This is a genomic window from Nocardia brasiliensis ATCC 700358, from assembly GCF_000250675.2.
Taxonomy (GTDB): domain Bacteria; phylum Actinomycetota; class Actinomycetes; order Mycobacteriales; family Mycobacteriaceae; genus Nocardia; species Nocardia brasiliensis_B.
On the sequence record NC_018681.1, the window covers coordinates 3983086 to 4003190 of the forward strand.

The 20105-nt window shown below is 68.5% G+C and carries 17 protein-coding genes; 8 read left to right on the forward strand and 9 right to left on the reverse strand.

Annotated features, from left to right (window positions below):
* The first annotated feature begins 142 nt into the window (after nucleotides 1-142).
* Entirely contained in the window at nucleotides 143-1654 is a 1512-nt protein-coding gene (locus O3I_RS17965) for a sugar transferase (protein ID WP_014984373.1), read from the forward strand.
* 4 nt (nucleotides 1655-1658) lie between these two features.
* On the opposite strand, the gene O3I_RS17970 is transcribed toward O3I_RS17965, so the two are convergent.
* From O3I_RS17970 to O3I_RS17980, 3 genes are all read right to left on the reverse strand, one after another.
* Complete coding sequence (locus O3I_RS17970; RefSeq protein ID WP_014984374.1) at nucleotides 1659-2315, reverse strand: heme oxygenase (biliverdin-producing); 657 nt, start codon at nucleotides 2313-2315, stop codon at nucleotides 1659-1661.
* 98 nt (nucleotides 2316-2413) lie between these two features.
* Nucleotides 2414-3946 (reverse strand): threonine/serine ThrE exporter family protein, encoded by a 1533-nt coding sequence (locus O3I_RS17975; protein ID WP_014984375.1) that lies wholly within the window; start codon nucleotides 3944-3946, stop codon nucleotides 2414-2416.
* Nucleotides 3947-4058: 112 nt separating this feature from the next.
* Nucleotides 4059-5309 carry an MFS transporter gene (locus tag O3I_RS17980; protein ID WP_014984376.1) on the reverse strand — a complete coding sequence of 417 codons (1251 nt, stop codon included), beginning with the start codon at nucleotides 5307-5309 and terminating at the stop codon, nucleotides 4059-4061.
* Nucleotides 5310-5435: 126 nt separating this feature from the next.
* On the opposite strand from O3I_RS17980, the gene O3I_RS17985 reads away from it, so the two are divergent.
* Nucleotides 5436-6404: a LysR family transcriptional regulator gene (locus O3I_RS17985; RefSeq protein WP_014984377.1), complete on the forward strand. Its 969-nt coding sequence runs from the start codon at nucleotides 5436-5438 to the stop codon at nucleotides 6402-6404.
* Here the strand turns inward: O3I_RS17985 and O3I_RS17990 are convergent.
* A complete protein-coding gene (locus O3I_RS17990) occupies nucleotides 6401-8086 on the reverse strand; it encodes an FAD-dependent oxidoreductase (protein ID WP_202804947.1) in 1686 nt (561 codons plus the stop codon). The genes O3I_RS17985 and O3I_RS17990 overlap by 4 nt on opposite strands.
* Before the next feature lie 68 nt (nucleotides 8087-8154).
* Between O3I_RS17990 and O3I_RS17995 the strand changes: the two genes are divergently transcribed.
* From O3I_RS17995 to O3I_RS18005, 3 genes are all read left to right on the forward strand, one after another.
* Entirely contained in the window at nucleotides 8155-8805 is a 651-nt protein-coding gene (locus O3I_RS17995; protein WP_014984379.1) for a TetR/AcrR family transcriptional regulator, read from the forward strand.
* Between the two features lie 287 nt (nucleotides 8806-9092).
* Nucleotides 9093-10565 (forward strand): MDR family MFS transporter, encoded by a 1473-nt coding sequence (locus tag O3I_RS18000; RefSeq protein WP_014984380.1) that lies wholly within the window; start codon nucleotides 9093-9095, stop codon nucleotides 10563-10565.
* A 123-nt stretch (nucleotides 10566-10688) separates the two neighbouring features.
* Nucleotides 10689-11399, forward strand: a complete 711-nt coding sequence (locus O3I_RS18005) for a lysophospholipid acyltransferase family protein (protein ID WP_237748323.1) — start codon at nucleotides 10689-10691, stop codon at nucleotides 11397-11399.
* A 12-nt stretch (nucleotides 11400-11411) separates the two neighbouring features.
* Here the strand turns inward: O3I_RS18005 and O3I_RS18010 are convergent, their stop codons facing one another.
* Together O3I_RS18010 and O3I_RS18015 are read right to left on the reverse strand one after the other, a co-directional pair.
* The gene (locus tag O3I_RS18010) at nucleotides 11412-11882 is read right to left on the reverse strand and encodes an iron chaperone (protein WP_014984382.1); all 471 of its coding nucleotides are present in this window, start codon (nucleotides 11880-11882) and stop codon (nucleotides 11412-11414) included.
* A gap of 109 nt (nucleotides 11883-11991) precedes the next feature.
* Nucleotides 11992-13929, reverse strand: coding sequence for an acyl-CoA dehydrogenase (locus O3I_RS18015; protein WP_014984383.1), 1938 nt, complete (start codon nucleotides 13927-13929; stop codon nucleotides 11992-11994).
* 105 nt (nucleotides 13930-14034) lie between these two features.
* Between O3I_RS18015 and O3I_RS18020 the strand changes: the two genes are divergently transcribed.
* The 3 genes from O3I_RS18020 to O3I_RS18030 are packed head-to-tail and all read left to right on the forward strand — an operon-like array spanning nucleotide 14035 to nucleotide 17254.
* On the forward strand, nucleotides 14035-14688 hold the full coding sequence (locus O3I_RS18020; RefSeq protein ID WP_014984384.1) for a TetR/AcrR family transcriptional regulator: 654 nt from the start codon (nucleotides 14035-14037) through the stop codon (nucleotides 14686-14688).
* Nucleotides 14688-15623 carry an ABC transporter ATP-binding protein gene (locus O3I_RS18025; RefSeq protein ID WP_014984385.1) on the forward strand — a complete coding sequence of 312 codons (936 nt, stop codon included), beginning with the start codon at nucleotides 14688-14690 and terminating at the stop codon, nucleotides 15621-15623. The genes O3I_RS18020 and O3I_RS18025 overlap by 1 nt, the downstream gene beginning before the upstream one ends.
* Nucleotides 15620-17254 (forward strand): ABC transporter permease, encoded by a 1635-nt coding sequence (locus O3I_RS18030; RefSeq protein ID WP_014984386.1) that lies wholly within the window; start codon nucleotides 15620-15622, stop codon nucleotides 17252-17254. The genes O3I_RS18025 and O3I_RS18030 overlap by 4 nt, the downstream gene beginning before the upstream one ends.
* A 236-nt stretch (nucleotides 17255-17490) precedes the next feature.
* Here O3I_RS18030 and O3I_RS18035 read toward each other — a convergent pair whose 3' ends face one another.
* The 3 genes from O3I_RS18035 to O3I_RS18045 all read right to left on the reverse strand — a co-directional run bounded on the left by O3I_RS18035 (nucleotide 17491) and on the right by O3I_RS18045 (nucleotide 19888).
* Nucleotides 17491-18336 (reverse strand): LLM class F420-dependent oxidoreductase, encoded by an 846-nt coding sequence (locus O3I_RS18035; protein WP_014984387.1) that lies wholly within the window; start codon nucleotides 18334-18336, stop codon nucleotides 17491-17493.
* A 72-nt stretch (nucleotides 18337-18408) separates the two neighbouring features.
* A complete protein-coding gene (locus tag O3I_RS18040) occupies nucleotides 18409-19173 on the reverse strand; it encodes an SDR family oxidoreductase (RefSeq protein WP_014984388.1) in 765 nt (254 codons plus the stop codon).
* 79 nt (nucleotides 19174-19252) lie between these two features.
* On the reverse strand, nucleotides 19253-19888 hold the full coding sequence (locus O3I_RS18045; RefSeq protein WP_237748324.1) for a phosphatase PAP2 family protein: 636 nt from the start codon (nucleotides 19886-19888) through the stop codon (nucleotides 19253-19255).
* Nucleotides 19889-20105 lie beyond the last annotated feature (217 nt).

The following is a 20105-nucleotide window of genomic DNA, read 5'->3' on the forward strand; positions in this document are numbered from 1 at the left end:
TGTGAAACGGATTGTGTTCTGTAACAATCTGCATCTGACAGCCGAATGAGGGGACACCCGGGGCGGTCGGGATCGTGCAGCGGGGACCGGTCAGCGCGGATCGGGGGGCTTCTTCTTTTCTCCCACGGGGAGGTGCGTGTTCATGAGCTTCGAGCTCGCCGACGACGACGATCTGGAGATCCGTCGATCGCCGCACAGTAGGCCGCGTTCCGATCGGGAACGCTGGCAGGCTGAATACATACGGCGCTTGAGCGCAACGGATTTCGGCGTGATCGTGGCGGCGATGGCGTTGGCTCAGATCATCCGTTTCGGCGGGCCGGCGGCGCCGCCGCTGGCCTGGCATCTGCCGTACGAGATCGGTTACACGGTGGTCTCCGGCGCGCTCGCGCTCACCTGGGCCGGCTTCCTCGCCGTCGGGAACACCCGGTCGCCGCAGGTGGTCGGCAGCGGCAGCGAGGAGTACCGCCGGTTGGTCGCGGCCACGCTGCGGTTGTTCGGGGTGCTGGCGATCTTGTCGCTGGTGTTCCAGATCGAGTTCGCCCGAGGCTATTTGGCGATAGCGCTACCGCTCGGTCTGTTCGGGCTGATGCTGAGCCGGTTGCTGTGGCGGATCCACGCGCGCCAGTTGCGCGGGCGCGGGGAATACCGCACCTCGGTGCTCGTGGTCGGATGTGCGGAGGCGGCCCAGGCGATGGCCAATGCCTTCGCCGCCGACCCGGCATCGGGGTACCGGGTGGTCGGTGTGTGTATTCCGGACGGGCTCAACGGAATCACCGAGTACCTGCGCGGACCGTCGGACCATCTGTTCTCGGTCGTCGGCGACGACCGCACGGTGCTCGACGCGGTCCGCCGCAGCGGGGCGGACACCGTCGCGGTCACCGCGACCGACCATCTGGGTCCGATCGAATTACGCCGGATGGCATGGGAACTCGACCCGCTGGGGGTGGAGCTGATCGTCGCGCCCGGCGTGGTCGATATCGCGGGCACCCGGCTGACCAACCGGTTCGTGGCGGGCGTGCCGATGCTGCACATCGCGAAACCGCAATACGATCGGGCGAAGTCGACCGGCAAGGCGGTTTTCGATGTGGTGTTCGCGGCCGCGGTGTTGCTCGCGATCGCGCCGACGATGCTGGGAATCGCGCTCGCGGTGAAGCTGACCAGCCCGGGCCCGGTGTTCTACCTCTCCGAACGGATCGGGCGGGGCGGCAAGCCTTTCCGGATGATCAAGTTCCGCAGCATGTACGTCGAGGCGGATACCGCCGTGGACGCGCTCATCGCACGCAACGGCGGCAACCCGGTGTTCTTCAAGATGAAGGACGATCCGCGGATCACCCCCATCGGCAAAGTGCTGCGCAAATTCAGCCTGGATGAGCTGCCGCAGTTCTTCAACGTGCTGCGCGGCGAGATGAGCGTGGTCGGGCCGCGTCCGCAGGTGCAGCGCGAGGTCGACAGCTACGACGGCGAGATGCGGCGCAGGCTGCTTGTCAAACCCGGGGTGACCGGGCTGTGGCAGGTCAGCGGACGATCCGATCTCTCGCTCGAAGACTCTGTGCGACTGGACCTTTCGTACGTCGAGAACTGGTCGATGGTGCTCGACCTGCTGCTCATCGCGCGCACGATCGGCGCGGTCACCCGCGGCGCGGGCGCGTACTGAGCGGCTACTGCGCGGCGGGGAACTCCGCGGCGAGCTCCTGGAACAGCGCGGCGTTCATGGCGAACGCCCGCTGCCCCTCGTCGAGTACCCGGCGGCGTGCCAGGTCGTCGAGCGGCAATTGATCCAGCAGGCCGCGATATTCGCGTTTGAACACGGCGGGATTGCCGACGCCGTCGAACACGTAGAAGCGCACGCCGTCGCCGCGATGCGGCAGGTTCCACAGCTTCTCGGCGGTGCCGCGGATGACCTGCCCGCCGGAGAGATCGCCGAGGTAGCGCGTGTAGTGATGCGCGACGTAGCCCGCGGGCCAGTCCCGGGCGCACTCATCGATCCGTGCGGCGTAGGCGGCGGTCGCGGGGAGCGGCGTCAGTGCGTCGCGCCACTGCGGGCCGATCAGGTGCGCCAGATCGCGTTCGAGTTCGGCGGTGCGGGCGAGTTCCGGGCGGATGAACGGGCCGGCGATCGGATCGTCGGCAAGCGTGTCCCACCGCGCCTCGAGCGCGCGGTAGACGAACCAGAGTTGGCCGGTGTAACGGTGATACGAGTCGACGCCGAGCACACCGCCTAGCATGTCGCTGAGGAACCGTGAGTTCTCCGCGTCGGCGTGCTGGCGCGCCGTGGCGCTACGGATCTGCGTCGAGAACGGTGTCGCTTCCGACATGACCGGACCACCTCACTTCGGCACCCGGGCGGCCAGGTATGGCTACCCTAACTTGGTACGACCATACCGGTTCTCTTCCCGAGATGCAGGTGCTTGCCTCACTGAGTGGGTGCGGGCCTGCGCCACCGTCCGCCGGGCCGGATGCGCCGCACCGTCGGGCGGCGCAGCGCGCCGAAGCGCCGCAGGATGCGCGGCCGGCGCACCGTGCGGTCGAACCACTCGCCGAGCGTGACGCCCGCGGCCAGGGCGCAACCGACGCCGAAGGCCGCGAGCAACTGGTTCGCGCCCGTCGCGAGTTGATCGTTGAGCACGGCATTGAGCCCGCGGTACAGCTTGAGGCCGGGCAGCAGCGGCGTGATCCCCGCGACCGCGACGACCAGCGGGGGCGTGAGTGCCCGGCGGGCCATCAGACCACCGGCCATGCCGATCACCGTCGCGGCGGCGCCGGAGGCGAGCACCGGGCCGAACCCGGCCTGCTGCACGAGCAGGAAGCAGATCGTGCCCGCGGCACCGCTGCCCGCCGCGGCGGCGAGCGCGCGCTTCTCCGCATAGCAGGCGAGCGCGAACGCGAGGGCCGCGACGGCACCGGCGATGATCTTGATCGGCAGGTCGGTGAGATCCGGCCCCGGCGTCAGCTGGATCTGCGGCACCGTCGCGCCGATGGTGTCGCCGATCCGCAACGCCAGCGCGATGCCCGCGATGATGCCGCCGGTCATCATCAGCACCTCGAGCATGCGCGCCGTCGAGGTGATCGGCGCGCCCGTTATCCCGTCCTGCACCGCGCCGACCAGTTGTAATCCACTGAGCAGCACGGTGATTCCGGCCGCGATGATCAGTGACGGATCCACTTCGATGCCGAGCGGTTCGGCCAGGGTGGCCAGCACGATGGCCGGGGTCGCCGCGATCGCGCCGCCCACCATGTGCTGGAAGAAGAACGGCAGGCCGTAGCGGTTCAGTACCCGGTTCACCCGGTCGATCGCCAGCGTGGTGCCGAAACTGACTGCGGCGACGACGATCCCGCCGCCGAGCAGCGCGGCGATGGCGGCCGCGAGCAGCGACCAGCCGAAGGTGGCCATCCAGCGGTGATACGGATGCGGCGCCGAGGTGATCGCGTCCAGCGCGGCGCGCGCTTCCTCGGGGTCGACCACTTCGTTGCGGATGCGCCGGGTGAGCCGGTCCACCGCCGCGAGCCGGGTGAAGTCGAGCGAGCGGTACTGCACGATCCGCATCGTGCTCGCCGGCGGCAGCCGGGGCCCGCGGTCCGCGGAGATCCTGATCGCGTCGTAGGTGACATCGACATGGCAGCGCGCCAGACCATAGGTGGCGGCGATGAATTGGACCTGGGTAGTGGTGTCGATGACGCCGGTGCCGGAGGCCATGACCACCTCGCCGACGCGCACGGCGAGGTCGAGCACCTCGGCGACGCGCGCGTCGTCGGTCAGATCGATCGGCTGCAGCGGTGCGGGCGCCGCGACGATGGTGTCGGCGATGGCCTGCCGGTCGGCGACCAGCAGACCGACCGCCTGGCTCACCACCGGCACCCGCCGTCCCCGGCGGAACAGACGCCGCCGACCGAGGTGATCGACCCGCGTCTCCGTGCTGTCGCCTCCCGGGAGCGTGTCTGATTCCATGCACGCGAACGTAGTCACCTTCCGGCGACCTTCGCATCCGGGCTGGCAATGAGTTCGCTCACCGCGTGCCGGCGGGCGCGAATCCCCGGCCTTCGCGCCCGCCGCATGCGGCTCAATGTCCCTCGGTCCCGCGCATCCTGCGGGCGCCGACCACGACACCGCAGAGCAGTGCGACGAGCACGCCCGCGAAACCGGTCATCGCCACTCGGGTGTCGACGAATTGGGTGGCGATGCCCATGCCGATCGCGGGAAAGACGAGTCCCGCGTTGCCGATCAGGAACAGTCCGGCCACCGCACCACCCCGGTTCGCCGGGGCGGCCGTGCGCACGGTGCGGGCGACGGCGGACTGGATCAGGACGCCCGCGCCCGCACCGGTCACGATGCCGGCCGCCAGGAACAGCGGCAGGTTGCCCAGCAGCATGGCCGCGACCAGCAGCACGAGCCCGGCGAGGGCGCCGAGCAGGCCGGACAGCAGCCGGGTGGACACCGTCAACGCCATGGCCGCGTGCTGGGCGACCGGCGCGCTGCCGAACACCAGAAACACCACGCCGCCCGCCAGCAGGCGTGACGGCTGGCCGAGCGTCCCGGCGAGGAAAGCCGGGGTCAAGGAAGCGAACAGGCTGAACGTGGCGAACGCCCCGAAGATGCTGACCACCGCGACGGTCCAGCCCAGCCGGGACCCGACGACGGACACGCGTTGCGGCCGGTACGTCGGTCGCAGCGAGCGTGGCACGGACACGGTCTCGGGGACGAACCGGAGCAGTGCCGCGATGAGCAGCACCAGGACCACAACGAACACGACATACGTGGTCCGCAGCGGCCACGGTGCCCACTGGGCGAGTGCGCCGGCCACCAGCGCGCCGACCCCGAGTCCGCCGATATTGGCTGCGGGGGAGGCGATTTCGAAGCGTTTCGCGCTGTCGCGGGGCCGGGCCAGCACGTGCAATTCGTGCAGGTAGGCCGTCGCGGTCGCGGTGATCGCGCCGACCCCGAGGCCGGTGATCAACCGTCCGGCGATCAGCAGGGGCAGCTGGGGCGGCAGGATGAAGAGGAGAGCCGCCAGCACCTCCGTGGACATCGCCAGGGTCAGCACCTGCCGCCTGCCGATCCAGTCCGACACGTGCCCGACCGTGCACAGGCTGACGATCACGCCGGTGCCGTAGACGGCGAAGACGACGGTGATCGTCAGCGGCGAGAGCCCGAGTTGCTGCGCGTAGAGCGGATACAGCGGTGTCGGCACCATCGCGAGCGCGACGGCCGCGCAGAACGCCACGGTGACCAACCAGAAGCCGGTGTCGTGCCGCCGCGAGTCGGGCGGATCGGTGCGGGTCTTCCCGCGGGTATCGACAGACGTGGTCGTCATCGCGTGCACTCTCTTCCGTGGTGTCGTGGCCGGGTCCGGCCACCGGATTCCATGGTCGAGCGCTGGAACGTTCACGTCCAACGATTGATTCTTCTTCCAGCTATCACCAAATGCGATAGTTGACGGATGGAACTCAGGTATCTCGAGTACTTCGTCGCGGTCGCCGAGGAGCGCAGTTTCACCAGGGCGGCGGCACGCTTGCACGTCGTCCAGTCCGCGGTGTCCGCGGCCATCAAAACGCTGGAACGAGAGCTGCGTACCGAGATCCTGCGGCGTACGTCCCGCGAGGTGGCACTGACCGAAGCCGGTGCGGTTCTGCTGCCACGCGCACGGGCGATCATCGGCGGCGTGCGGGAGGCGGTGGACGCGGTGGACGCGGTCCGCGGCGTCGTCGGTGGCGAAGTCCGGCTCGGGTTGATGTCCTCGGTGCCGTGGTTCGACCTGCCCACGGTGCTCGGCAGAATGCATGCGAAACATCCCGAGGTGCGGCTGCGGTTGAGTCATCGCGCCGGCGGCTCGCACGACCTCGCCGCCGCCGTGGTCGCGGGGGAGTTGGATCTCGCGATCCTTTCCGATCCGGGCCCCTTCGGCCGGAAGCTGCGGCTGACCGAACTGAAGTCCTTCCCGATGCGGTTGCTCGTCCCGGCCGCCCATCCGCTCGCCGGTCGGCGCAGCGTCGCGCTGACGGAACTCGACGGCGAGAACTTCGTGGACCTGCCCCAGGGTTTCGGCAGCCGGGCCGTGGTCGACCGGGCCTTCGCGGCGGCCGACCGCACCCGCAACGTCGCCATCGAACTGGGCGACGGCCGAGTCGTAGTCGACTATGTGCGCCAAGGACTCGGCGTCGCGATCGTCCCCGCAGCCTACGAAGGCACCGACCGGCGGGTCCGCTCCCTCCCTCTCGCCGAAACCGACCTCACCTGGCGCATGCACCTCGCAACCCCCCGAGACCGCGAACCCCCCACCGCCGCAAACGTTCTGGCGACCATGATGATCGAAGCACTGAACGCCGCCGACCCCGGTCCCTACGCGAAGAAGGCGGTGACGGTGCGTGATCCGGACGGGCGGATCGTCGGGCTGGAATCGCCCGCCTAGGTTCGGCCGACGCTGGAATCGGCGGTGAGCAGCAGTGTAAGTGCCTGTTGCAGAGCGTGTTCCGGGTGTTCGGGAAGTTCCGGCGCGCGCCATGCGACGAATCCGTCTGGTCGGACCAGGGTGGCACCGGTCGCCGAGAGACCGTAAGCCGCCGGGAAGCGGGCGTCGAGATCATCGAATTCGGTGCCGATGTGGTGCGCACGAAGGTCGAGAGCCATTGCCTCGGCGGCTGTTTCGGCCGCTTCCAACCACGCTCCGCCACCTGTGGCGGCCAGCAGGGTGAAGTCACCGTCGAACAGATCGAGGGTGGGCAGGGTCGCGCCCGCTTTGCCCAACCGGACGTGCGGTGCGCGCAGCCCCGGGCAGCCGGTGGGGTAGCGGGGGTCGGCGACCGGACCGTCTGGGATCTCGGACTCGGCATGGATTGCCGCGGAACGGTATCGGTAGCCGAAGATCATGGTCAGGTCGTCGATGGTGGCCGCGTCGTCGCCGGTCCCTTCGTGCCTGCCGTGCAACCGCTGCATCGCCTGGTCGAGCGTGACGAGCGCGACCGGGCGTCGTTCTGCCGCGTAGGTATCCAGAAGCGCTGGTCCTGCTTGATCTTTGAGTACCGCGGCGAGTTTCCACGCCAGATTGTGGGCGTCGGCGATACCGGTGTTCGCGCCGAACGAACCGGTCGGCGGCACGACATGCGCGGCATCGCCGACGAAAAAGACACGACCACAGTGGTATTCGTCGGCGACCCAGCCGCCGATCCGGGTGGTCGTGATCTTCTGTGCCGACCCGGCGACCGGAGCCACCAGGGTCAGTGCGAGGTTCGGGTCGCCGATCGCTCGGCGGGTCAGCTCGATGCAGTGTTCCTCGGTGAAATCCGCTGCGCTCGTGCCTGATTCGGGCCCGAATGGCACACCCAGCGACCACCGGCCGAATTCGCGGCTCGGCACCAGCGCGGTGCCCTTCGTCGGCTGATCGAAGTACGCCAGCAGGAATCGGCGCTCGCGCAGGGTCGCGCTCAGGTCGGCGTCGAACAGGATGTTCGCGACGTGGATCAGCTCGCCGGGTCCGGTTGCGCCGATGCCGAGCCCGGTCCGGATGCCCGCGCGATTGCCGTCGGCGGCCACGACGTACTCGGCGTGGATATCGTGATCGGCACCGCTCGCGAGGTCGCGGACCCGGACGGACACGCCTTCGCCGGTGGGCTGGACGGACTGCACCTCGGTGCCGAATCGGATGGCGGCACCGTGCTTTTCGGCCGCGGCGCGCACCACGCGCTCCAACTCGTCCTGGTCGATCATCGCCCAGTCGGTGGGGCTGAGCGTCGCGGGCGGCCGGACCTGGGACAGGATGTCGACGCGGAAGCGCTCCGGGCCTGCCAGCGTCTGCGCACCGATCATCTCGGGCAGCTCGGTCAGGATCGACGCGCGCGCCCGGATCTCCTGCTCCAGGCCGAGCGCACGGAATATCTCCATGGTGCGCGGGTTGAAGGCGCGCGCCTGTGGCTGCAACGCCGTCGACGGGTGCCGCTCGACGAGCAGCGGCCGGATCCCGGACCTGGCCAGGAACAGCGCGGTGGACAGGCCGGTGATGCCCCCGCCGACGATGAGAACGGGGGTCTGCTCGATATCGGGCTGTGCTTGCACGGCGGACTTCTTTCTGCGCAGCGAGGATGACCGACCCATCATCAATCGATTGAGAAACTGTGTCAATCGTTTGATTGATTAACTCGTGCTGATGAGTGACACTGCTATGCATGGGTACGATCGTTCCCGTGCCGTCCGCCAAACCCCGCCGATCCCCGCAGCCTCAGGAACGTAAACGCGATCCCGAGCGCACGCGGCAGCTGATCCTGGACGCCGCCGAGGCCGAGTTCGCGGCGCACGGATTCCAAGGCGCGCGCACGGCCGCCATCGCCACCCGCGCAGGCGTCAATCAGCAGTTGATCTCGTACTACTTCGACGGCAAAGAGGGCCTCTACCAAGCGATGTCGCAGCGCTGGCAGGAGCGCCGCGGCGCATTGGTCCCGCCCGGCACGCCGCTGCCCGAACAGCTGCGCCGCTACACCCTGGAAGCACGGGACAACCCGGACGGGGTCCGGTTGCTCGCCTGGGGCGGGCTCGAATACACCGGCCCCGACAGCGATGCCGACCATGCGGCGCGGGCACGAACGCTCGAGCAGAGTGTCGCCGAGATTCGCGAGCTGCAAGCCGCGGGCCGCCTGCCCGCCGCGCTGGACCCGGCCTGCCTGCTCGTGATGCTCATGTCGGCGGCGATGGCGCCGACCACACTGCCGCACGTGCTCGAGGGCGTCTGCGGGACCGATCCGCGCAGCCCCGAATTCATTGCCCACTACGCCGACCAGATCGCCCTGTTCGTCCGGGCGCTGGGGGAGAACGCGGGCTGAGGTCGCACCGCGGAGCAAACGGTGCCGCCGTGCGGGCTCGGCAGGGTGACCAGGGTCACGATTCGATCTTGACCGCCGCTCGGAGACCACTCTGAACTGCGCGTTTGCGCTATGCGATGGCTCGCCCCGCCAGAAATTCGGGTGATTTGTGTCGGTGCCGACCGGAATACTCATGTGCGGCCGATTAGTTCGAGCTACCGGTTCCGTCTCCATCACTGTGGCACCGAAGCTCGAACAGCCTCCGCCACCTGTCTTCAGTCACTGTCCAAGCCCCACCGGAGGTATCGATGCCCGCCGCCCCATCCGTTTCCGTCTCGAAAGGACGGACGCCGCTGGTCATCCGGGTGCTGGTGCTCGCGACCTTCGTGGTGATCCTCAACGAGACCATCATGATCAACGCGATCCCGCGTCTGATGGCCGATCTGGGAGTCACCGAGCGCGCCGCGCAGTGGGTGTCCACCGCGTTCATGCTCACGATGGCGGCCGTCATCCCGACCACCGGCTGGTTCCTGCAGCGGGTCACGACCCGGCAGGCCTACGCGGTCGCGATGAGCGTGTTCCTCGCGGGCACGGCGCTCTCGGCCGTGGCGCCGTCGTTCGCGGTGCTGCTGATCGGCCGGATCATCCAGGCCGGCGGCACCGCGGTGATGATGCCGCTGCTGATGACCACGCTGATGACCGTGGTGCCCGAACAGGACCGCGGCCGGGTGATGGGCAACGTCACCCTCGCGATCTCGGTGGCGCCCGCGATGGGTCCGGTGATCTCCGGGCTCGTGCTCCAGGTCGGTTCGTGGCGTTGGCTTTTCGTGCTGGTGCTGCCGATCACCGGTGTCGTTACCTGGCTCGGCCTGCGACAGCTGGAGAACGTCGGAGAACCGGAAGCCGGCGCCATCGACTGGTCCAGCGTCGTGTTCGCCGCCCTCGGTTTCGGCGGCCTGGTGTACGGGCTCAGCAAGTTCGAGGCCGACAATCTCGCCGAGCCCGCGCTGATCGTGGCCGCCGGCGCGGCACTCATCGCCACCTTCGTCTTCCGGCAGCTGCGGCTGCAGCGCAACGGCACCCCGCTGCTCGACCTGCGGGTGCTGCTGGCAGGCACCTACACCAAGGCGCTGGTGCTGATGTCGGTCGCGTTCATGGCGATGCTCGGCTCGATGATCCTGCTGCCGCTGTACCTGCAGAACCTGCGCGGTCTGAGCCCGCTGGCGACCGGCCTGCTGGTGATGCCCGGTGGTCTGGCGATGGGTCTGCTCGGACCGACGGTCGGCCGGCTGTTCGACCGGTTCGGTGGACGCTGGCTGGTGATCCCGGGTTCGATCGCGATCACCGTCGCGCTGGCCGGGTTCACCCAGATCTCGATGTCGATGCCGTACTGGCAGCTGATCGCTCTGCACGTGCTGTTGATGGTGGCGTTGGCCGCGACCTTCACGCCGGTCTTCACCCTCGGCCTCGGCGCGCTGCCGCACAACCTGTACTCGCACGGCAGCTCGATGCTGGGCACCCTGCAGCAGGTGGCCGCGGCCTTCGGCACCGCACTCGTGGTGACGATCATGTCGGCGCGCAGCAGCCAGCTGGTCGAGGACGGTGTCGAAATCGCCACCGCGCACCTCGACGGGATGCGGCTGGCGTTCCTCGTCTCCGCTGCGGTGTCGGTGGTCGTGATCGTCATGGCGGTGCTGCTGCCGAGTCGCGCCGCCGACCATGTGGCGGAGACGCCGGTCGACGAGACCGATCCCTCGGCCCCCGAATTGATCAAGGGCTGAGCACGATTCGATAATCCGACGACGAAACCCCCGGCCGAGGCCGGGGGTTTCCTCGTCGCTGAGCACGTATACACCGGTCATCGCCGCACAGTGGCCGTTGATTCACCAGCGACCGACCTGTCGGTGCGCGTCGGTAGGCTGGACGAGTTCGATGAAGATCGCGGGGTGGAGATGGACAAGGGCGAGCGTCGGCCGCGGGGTCTGGGAAAACGCGCGTGGGTGACCACGAAGCTGGTGCGCCGGGTGCTGCGCGGCTTGGCCTGGTCGCGGTTCGTGCGCGTCACGGTGCTCGGCCGCGAGTCGATACCGAAGTCGGGTCCGGTGATCGTGGCGAGCAACCACATCTCGATGCTGGACGCGGTATTCCTGTGGGGCGCGCTGCGCCGCCGGGCGATCGCGATCGCCATGGCGGAGCTGTGGTCGTGGCCGGTGGTCGGCTGGCTGGTGCGTCGGCTGGGCCATATTCCGGTGCTGCGGCGAAACAGCGAATCCGGGCAGGCCGCGCTGTCGCAGGCCGAGCAGATTCTCCGGCACGGTGGCGTGCTACTCATCTATCCGGAAGGACGGCTGGTCGCGTCCGGCGAGCACGAGCCCTACAAGCCGGGTGTGGCGAAACTGGCGCTGGCGACCGGTGTTCCGATCATTCCGGTCGGCACCACCGGCACCGACCGGGTGCTGCCGATGCGGCGCACGCGCGGCGACCGCCCGGCCTTCGACCGCCGCCAGCAGGTGACCATCCATTTCGGTGACCCGATCGATCCGGCGGATTTCGACGATCCCGACAAGCTGCTCGACCAACTGCGGCAGCGGATCGAAGAACTCCGCGCGGACTGACCGGCCCCACGCTCAGCTGACGGCCTTGCGCACCAGCGCGCCCAGCATCGCCTCGTCCTCGGCGGTCAGCTCGGTGATCGCGAAGGAACTCGCCCACATGGTGCCCTCGTCGAGGTGCGCCGGATCGCTGAACGCGAAGGTCGAGTAGCGGGTCTTGAACTTCGCCGCGGGCTGGAAATGGCAGACGACCTTGCCGTCCGCGGCGTACGCGGGCATGCCGTACCAGAGCCGCGGCGTGAGCGCGGGCGCGTTGGCCTTGACGAGCGCGTGCACTCGTTCGGCCGTCGCCCGGTCCGCGTCCGGCATCTCCGCGATCTTGGCGAGCACTTCGGCTTCGCCGTCCGCCTTGGCCCCGCGAGAGGTGCGCCGGGCAGCCGACTTCAATTCCTTGGCGCGCTGCTTCATCGCGTCGCGTTCCTCGGCGGTGAAACCCTCGTAGGACTTGGTGGCGGGGGCGGTGACCTGGGCGGTGGTGGTGCTCATCGGATGTTCCTCCTGATCGGTGTTGCGTTGTTTCCCATGCTATGAAGCAGGCACTGGGCAACGCTTCTCGAAAACTGATCAGTCGCAGCGCATCCGATGAGCAGCCGGTTCACCCGCGTTCGTAGACGCTCGCGTCGTCGAGCATCGCGGCCCGCAGCATCGACTCCGGCACGCCCAGGCCTTCGATGAGGGTGAGCGCGTCGGGCCGCAACCGGTCGACGAGCTCGTTGACCCCGCGGCGCACGCCCTTGGCCCGCTCGACGGACATGAAGCGATGCATGATGTACCAGGCGGAGTTCTCCTCCAGCGTCGAGTAGACGAAGAGGTCGCATACCGTTTCGGCGAGAGTGCGCGCGTCGGGATCGTGGATATCCTCGATGCCTTCGATGAACGCTTCCAGAACGAGCCGATCGATGTGTGCGGTGCCCGCCGCGAGGATGTGGTCCTGCGCGTTGTTGAAGGCCTCGAACGGGCTGGTGTCCTCGGCGCGGGCGCGCAGGCGGTGACCGGCGGTGCGCACCAGGTAGTCCTCGCGGTCGGCGAAGAGTTGCAGCTGCACCGCGCGGCGGGACAGGTCGCCGTCGTCGACCGTATCGTCGGAGCCGTCGCGCAGGGTCTGGATCAGCTGACGTACGCCCGAGCGCTTGCGCACCTCGTCGCGCGCCATGGTGGCGGCGAATTTGACCCAGCCGAGCGCGTCGAGGTCGCGGATCTCGTCGGAGTACGCGGTGAGCAGTTCCTTGGCGACCAGCTGGGTGAGCACCACGTTGTCGCCTTCGAAGGTGGTGAACACGTCGGTGTCGGCCTTCAGCGTGACGAGCCGGTTCTCGGTCAAATAGCCTGCACCGCCGCAGGCTTCGCGGCATTCCTGGATGGCGCGGGTGGCGTGCCTGGTCTGCGCGACCTTCAGGCCCGCGGCGCGCTTCTCCAGCGCGCGCTGCGAGCTGGGGTTGAGGTCCTGCCCGGTCTGCACCAGGTGCATGCGGCGGACGAGGTCGTTCTGCGCGAAGGCGAGCGCGTAGGACTTCGCGACCAGCGGCAGCAACCGGCGCTGATGGCTGCGGTAATCGAGCAGCACGGTTTCCTGGCCGCTGTCCGGATCGGAGAACTGCCTGCGCTTTTCCGCGTAGCGCACGGCGATGCTCAGCCCCACCCGCGCACCGGCCGCGGCGGCGCCGCCCACGCTGACCCGCCCGCGCACCAGCGTGCCGAGCGTGGTGAAGAAGCGGCGGCTCGGATTCTCGATCTCGGAGCTGTAGGTACCGTCCGGTGCGACGTCGGCGTAGCGGTTGAGCAGGTTCTCGCGCGGCACCCGCACGTGGTCGAACACGATGCGGCCGTTGTCGACACCGGGCAACCCGCCCTTGAGGCCGTCGTCGAGGGTGGTCACGCCGGGCAGGTCCGCGCCCGCCTCGTCCCGGATCGGCACCAGCAGACAGTGCACGCCCTGGTTCTTGCCCTGCGTGATGAGCTGCGCGAAAACCGCTGCCATCCGCGCGTGTTCGGCCGCGCCGCCGATGTAGTCCTTGCGCGCCGACGGGGTGGGCGAGTGCACCACGAACTCTTGGGTCTCGGGATCGTAGGTCGCGGTGGTCTCGAGGTTGGCGACGTCGCTGCCGTGCCCGGATTCGGTCATCGCGAAACAGCCGAGCAGATCCAGCGAGAGCAGTCGCTTGATGTACTCGCGGTGGCGCTCGGTGCCGAGGTTCTCCACCGCGCCGCCGAACAATCCCCACTGCACACCGGCTTTCACCCACAGCGACAGATCCGCGTAGGCGAGCATCTCGAGTCCGGTGACCGCGGCGCCCGGTTCGCTGGTGCCGCCGTTCTCCCGGCGGAAGCCGCGCTCGGCGTAGCCCATCGTCGCGATGGCCCGCATCTGCTCGAGCACCCGGGCCCGCGCCGCCTTGTAGTCGAGGTAGGAATCTCCGGCGAATTTGTCGTCCGCGAGCTGGACGCGAGCCTGCTCCCGGATCTCGCCCCACGGTCCGTCGAGCGCTGCGCGTAGGTGATCTGCCGTCGTTGCGGTGCCGGTGCCGGTAGTCATAACTCGACATTAGCCCGATGTGGGCCGGGCAAACCGTGACTGTTGACACGACATTCCGGGCAGACTCTTGTGGTTGATTGAACGCGTGTTTAGTATATTGAACATGTGTTTAACGAACAGTCCCTATCGCAAGGACCCGCCACGGATCTGACCACCGCGGCCCGAATACGCGACGCCGCGATCGAGGTCTTCGGCGACCAGGGCTTCCAGGTCGGAGTGCGAGCCATCGCGAAGGCGGCGGGCGTGTCACCGGGCCTGGTGAACCATCACTTCGGCTCGAAGGACGGTCTGCGCGCCGCCTGTGACGCGCGGGTGCAGCAGCTGATTCGCGACAAGAAGGTCCAGACGATCACCGCGGGCAGCGTCGCGAAGGGCATGTTGGCCGCCCTCGCCGAGATCGAGGAGTACGCGCCGCTGGTCGCCTACATGGTCCGCAGCCTGCAGGCCGGAGGCCCGATGGCGAGGTCGCTGTTCGAGCACATGGTCGAGGACGCCGAGGTCTACATCCAGCAGGGCGTCGAGGCGGGCGCGATCAAGCCGAGCCGCGATCCCGCGGCGCGGGCCAGGTATCTGATGACGCTCAATGTCGGCGCGACGCTGCTCTGGATGCAGATGCACCAGGAGCCCGGCGAAAAGCTCGATTTCCGTAAGGCCATTCGTGAGCTGACCGAAGAGCTCACCCCTCCGGCCCTGGAGTTCTACACCCAGGGCATTCTCACCGACCCCACGCTTTTGGACACCTTCACCAAGGAGCATTGATGTCCGAGGTCATTCAAATCGCTGATCTCCGTAAGACGTTCGGCCATGTGGCCGCGCTCGACGGCTTGGATCTCACCGTCAGAGAAGGAGAGATCCACGGCTTCCTCGGCCCGAACGGCGCGGGCAAGTCGACCACCATCCGGGTGCTGCTCGGCATTCTGCGCGCCACCGCCGGGCGCGCCGAGCTGCTCGGCCGCGACCCGTGGGCCGATGCGGTCGCCCTGCATCACGAATTAGCCTATGTGCCAGGCGATGTCACGCTCTGGCCGTCGCTGTCCGGCGGCGAGACCATCGACCTGCTCGCCCGCATGCGCGGCGGTATCAACGCCGAACGCCGCGAGGAGCTGATCCAGCGCTTCGACCTGGACCCCCGCAAGAAGGCGCGCACCTACTCCAAAGGCAACCGGCAGAAGGTCGCGCTGATCTCCGCGCTCGCCTCGGATGTGCGCCTGTTGCTGCTGGACGAGCCGACCTCCGGCCTGGATCCGTTGATGGAACAGGTCTTTCGCGAATGCGTGCAGGAGGCCAAGGACCGCGGCACCACGGTGCTGCTGTCCAGTCACATCCTCTCCGAGGTCGAAGTGCTCTGCGACCGGGTGACCATCATCCGTTCGGGGCGGACCGTGGAGAGCGGCACGCTCTCGCAGATGCGGCATCTGTCGCGGACTTCGATCACGGCCGAATTGGTCGGCGACCCGGGTGATCTCGATCGGCTGCCCGGCGTCGGTGATATCCAGTGGGACGGAAAGACCTTGCGCTGTCAGGTCGACGGTGAGCATCTCGGCGAACTGATCCGGGTGCTGGGCGATACCGGCGTGCGCAGCCTGACCAGCGCTCCGCCGACGCTCGAGGAACTGTTTCTGCGCCACTATCACGTCGGCGCCGACGACTCGGCAGCCGACCCGGCACAGAGCGGGGAGAAGGTGCGGGCATGACGACCGTTGCCGCGGGCAGGCACTACGCCGCCCCCGCCGCGCGTGGCTCGGCCGACTTCGCCGGCACCGGCCAATTGCTGCGGTTGTACCTGCGCCGTGATCGAATCGTCTTGCCGCTGTGGGTGATCGCGTTCGGCATGCTGCCCGCGTTCTATGTCTCGGCGACCAAAGGCGTCTACTCCTCGGCCGCCGACCTGGCGAACTACGCGAAGACGATCACCGACAGCCCCGCGCTGATCGCCATGTACGGTCCGGTGTTCAGCACGGAGCCCGGCTCGATGTACCTGTGGAAGGCCGGTCCGTTCTTCGCGATGATCGCGATCGCCACCGTCCTCACCGTCATCCGGCATACCCGGGTCGAAGAGGAAACCGGACGGGCAGAACTGGTGGGCGCGACCAGTATCGGGCGTTACGCCGGCCTGTCCGCCGCGCTGGTGCTGACCACCGCGGGCTGTGTGCTGGTCGGAATCATCGCTGCCGCAATGTTGTACAGCAACGATCTGCCGATCGCGGGCTCGGTGGCCTACGCGGCGACGCTGGCCGGTTCCGGGCTCGCCTGGGCCGGCGTGGCCGCCGCGGCCGCGCAGGTGAGTACCAGCTCGCGGATCGCGCGGGGGATCGCCCTCGGCGCACTCGCCGCGGCGTACGCGCTACGTGCCATCGGCGATGCGGGAAACGGTGTGCTGTCCTGGTTTTCGCCGCTGGGATGGTGCATCCAGATGCGCGCGTTCGCACAGGAACGCTGGTGGGTGCTCATTCCGCTGCTGCTGCTCGCGGTGCTCACCGTGGCGGCCGCGTATCTGCTGCTGAGTCGCCGCGATACCGGCTCGGGGCTGGTCGCGGAGCGGCCCGGGCCGCCGAGCGCCGCACCGTCGCTGGCCGGCCCACTCGGCCTGGCCTGGCGGCTGCAGCGCGGGTCGATGGTGTTCTGGGCCATCGGGTTCCTGCTGTACGGGTTGCTGATGGGCGGTGCGATCAAGAGCGTCGGGGACATGCTCGGCGACAACGACACCGTGCACGACGCGATCACCCGGATGGGTGGTTCGACCATGCTGCAGGATTCGTTCGTCACGCTGGCGCTCACGTTGCTCGCAGCCGGCGCCGCGGCCTACTCGCTCTCGGCCACGCTGCGGCTGCACGACGAGGAATCCAGTCAGCGGGTCGAGTCCACCCTCGCCGGTGCGGTCGGCCGCGAGCGATACGCTTTGAGCCACATCGCTTTCGCGCTGCTCGGTCCGGTGCTGCTCCTGTCCGTGGCCGGTCTCGCGATCGGGGTGGTGTACGGGGCAACGGACGGTGATCTGCTCGGCAAGGTGGCCGATACGCTGGGCGCGGCGCTCGTCCAGGTGCCTGCGGTGTGGGTGTGCACCGGCATCGCGGTGGCGCTGTACGGCTTCGCGCCGCGCTTCACTCCGGTGGCCTGGGGTGTGCTCAGCGTCCTGGTCGTCATCTTCTTCGTCGGCTCGCTCGACGGGCTGCCGCAATGGGTGGTGGATCTGGTGCCGTTCGTGCATCCGCCGAAACTGCCCGGCGCGCCGTTCGAGATCGCGCCCGTGCTCTGGCTGCTGGGCATCGCGGCCGCGCTGCTCGCGGCGGGCCTGCTCGCCTTCCGCCGCCGCGACCTGCGCTGAACCGGTGTGCCCGGCCCGCGCGGGAGGTCCGCGCGGGCCGAGCATCCCCACGAGCGCTCCGAAGCCGGTGCGCGCGCCCGAGCTAGTAACGATTCGCGCACGCCTTCCGCGTTCCTGCACCCGCTGTGGACTGGCACAGCGGGTGTGGGAACGCGGAAGACGTGCGCGAAACGCGGAAGACGTGCGGGAACGCGGAAGGCGTGCGGCTGATCAGAGGGCGTGCACCGTCCCAGTGCTCACCCGATCCCGAGCTTTCCCGCAAGCCGCGCCAGGTAGGCCTGCACTTCCTCGGGTGAACGATCCGGCATGCCGAAAACGACTTCGGTGACGCCGAAGTCGGCCCACTGCGCCAACTGCTCCGCGTTGTGGCGGCCCGCGAGGGCGACGATCTCGGGGTTACCCGCGCGCTCGTGTTCGCGCCAGACCCGCTGCAACAGTGCGATTTTGGAGTCCAGCCCGTCCTCGGTGGGCGTGGTGATCCACCCGTCGGCGTGGTCGGCCAGCCAGCCGAAGGTCTTCTCCGTGCCCGCCGCGCCGAGCAGCACCGGGATGCGTTTCTGCACCGGCTTGGGCCAGGACCAGCTCGCGCCGAACTGCACGAACTCGCCGGCGAAGCTGGCTTCTTCCTCGGTCCAGATGGCGCGCATCGCGTCCAGGTGTTCGCGCAGCACGGTCCGGCGCTTGTTCGGGGGGACGCCGTGATGGGCGAGTTCGTCGGTGTTCCAGCCGAATCCGACGCCGAGGCTGACGCGTCCGCCGGAAAGGTGGTCGAGCGAGGCGATGGTCTTCGCCAGGGTGATCGGATGATGTTCGGCGGGCAGCGCGACCGCTGTCGAGAGCCCGATCCGGCTGGTGACCGCGGCGACGGTGCCCAGCGCGACCCAGGGGTCGAGCGTGCGCAGGTAGCGATCGTCGGGCAGGCTCGCGTCACCCGTCCGCGGGTGCGCCGCGGCCCGCACCACGGGAATGTGCGTGTGTTCCGGTACGTAGAAGGTATCGAAACCGACACCTTCGGCGGCCACCGCCGCCTCCGCGGGCGTGATGCCCCGATCGCTGGTGAACAACACAATTCCGTACCGCACCGTACGCGCTCCCATCGCCGAAACTAGAACAAGTTCTACCATCCTTTTCCGGCGCGCACCATGGGAACGGGGTCAGAGCAGGGTGCCGCCGGTGGCGTCGATGTACGAGCCGGTGACCCAACGGGCGTCGTCGGAGGCGAGGAAGGCGACCACGTCGGCGATATCGCCGACCTCGCCGACCCGGTTGAACGCGGACCATTCGGCGAGTTCCGCGACGGCGGCGGGATCGGCGAAGACCGGCCCGCCGGTATCGGTCACGCCGGGCGCGACCGTGTTGATCGTGATCCCGCGCGGCGCGACGTAGCGGGCCAATTGCACGGTGATCTGCTCGAGCGCGCCTTTGCTCATCGCGTCGCAGATCTGCGACGGGAAGGAGGTGCGGGTCAGGCCGGAGGAGATGTTGACGATCCGCCCGCCCTCGGGCATCAGCCGCAGCGCGCGCAGGGTCAGGTAGAACGGCGCTCGGGCGTTCACCGCGATGGTGCGATCGAACAGTTCGGGTGTGACGTCTTCGGGTGTCGCGACCTCGAAGCCGGTATGCGCCGCGTTGTTGACCAGGATGTCGAGCGTCGGCGCGCCGGCGCGCACCCGTAGTTCCACCTCGAGCGCGGCGAACAGCTCCGGTATCGCCTCCGTGGTGGCGAGGTCGGCCTGGACCAAGAATGCGCAGCCGCCCGCGCTCTCGATCTGCCGCACGGTTTCCTTGCCCGCCACCTCATCGGCCGAGTAGTGCACCGCCACCAACGCGCCGTCCCGGGCGAGGCGGCGGGCGATCCCGCGCCCGATGCCGCGACTCGATCCGGTGACCAGGGCGGCTTTGCCCTGCAGCTTGCTCATGTGATCCCCTCGGATGACTACTACCGTTGGTAGTAGAGATTAGCCGGATTTGTCCGGTGTGCAATCCCTTCGGGCGGAATCAGGGCGAATTGCGTTGGGGCGCGGTATCGCCCGGTAACAGTCGCGCCGCCCAGCAGAACGTCAGCACCATGGCCACCGCGGCCGCCGTGCCGCCGATGATGTCGGTGGGCAGGTGATAGTCCAGTCCGATCATGCCGATTGCCGCAGCGAGCAGCGCCGGTATCGCGACGGCGACCGTGCTCAGGCGTGCGCGCGTGGTATCGACGAGCACGAAGAACGTGGTCGCGATCGCGACCAGATGCACGGTGTGGCCGCTGGGATAGGCCAGATAGTCGTGGAGTTGCCGATGCCACAGCGGTTTCCACACCCAGGCGTTGAGCGCGACCGCCGAGCCGGGGACCGCGAGCATGAGGGCCGCGCTGCGCCAGTGCCGTCGGTAGGCGAACCAGCCGGCGGCGATGGCCAGCAGCGGCAGCAAGATATAGGCGTTGCTCGGGACGACCAAGAGTTCCGCGAGACCGGGCCGGGCGTCGAGCGCGGCACGGATCGGGGTTGCCAGCGCGCGGTCCAGCGCAGTGGGGCCGCCGTCGGGTGGAAACGTCGCGGGCAGCGCGCCGGCCACGGTGGCGCCCACCGCGATACCGCCGAGGGTGGGTACGCCCCGTGGAATGACGTCTTGTCGCGATCCTGGCACCGATCGACGATAGACAGTGACAGGATCGCACCGGTGGACGGCTCGATATCCACAGCCGCCCCGGATGTCAATGGTCACTCGACCCAACCTGCCCGTAATGGTGCTGTGCCCGAAACCGGAACGGCGGCAGGCGAACTCGACGGAACCGGGCAAGATGCGCTGAACCGCCCGCAGGGTTGCGCGGGCTTGGTATCGTCGTGTTCGATCGGCGAACAAA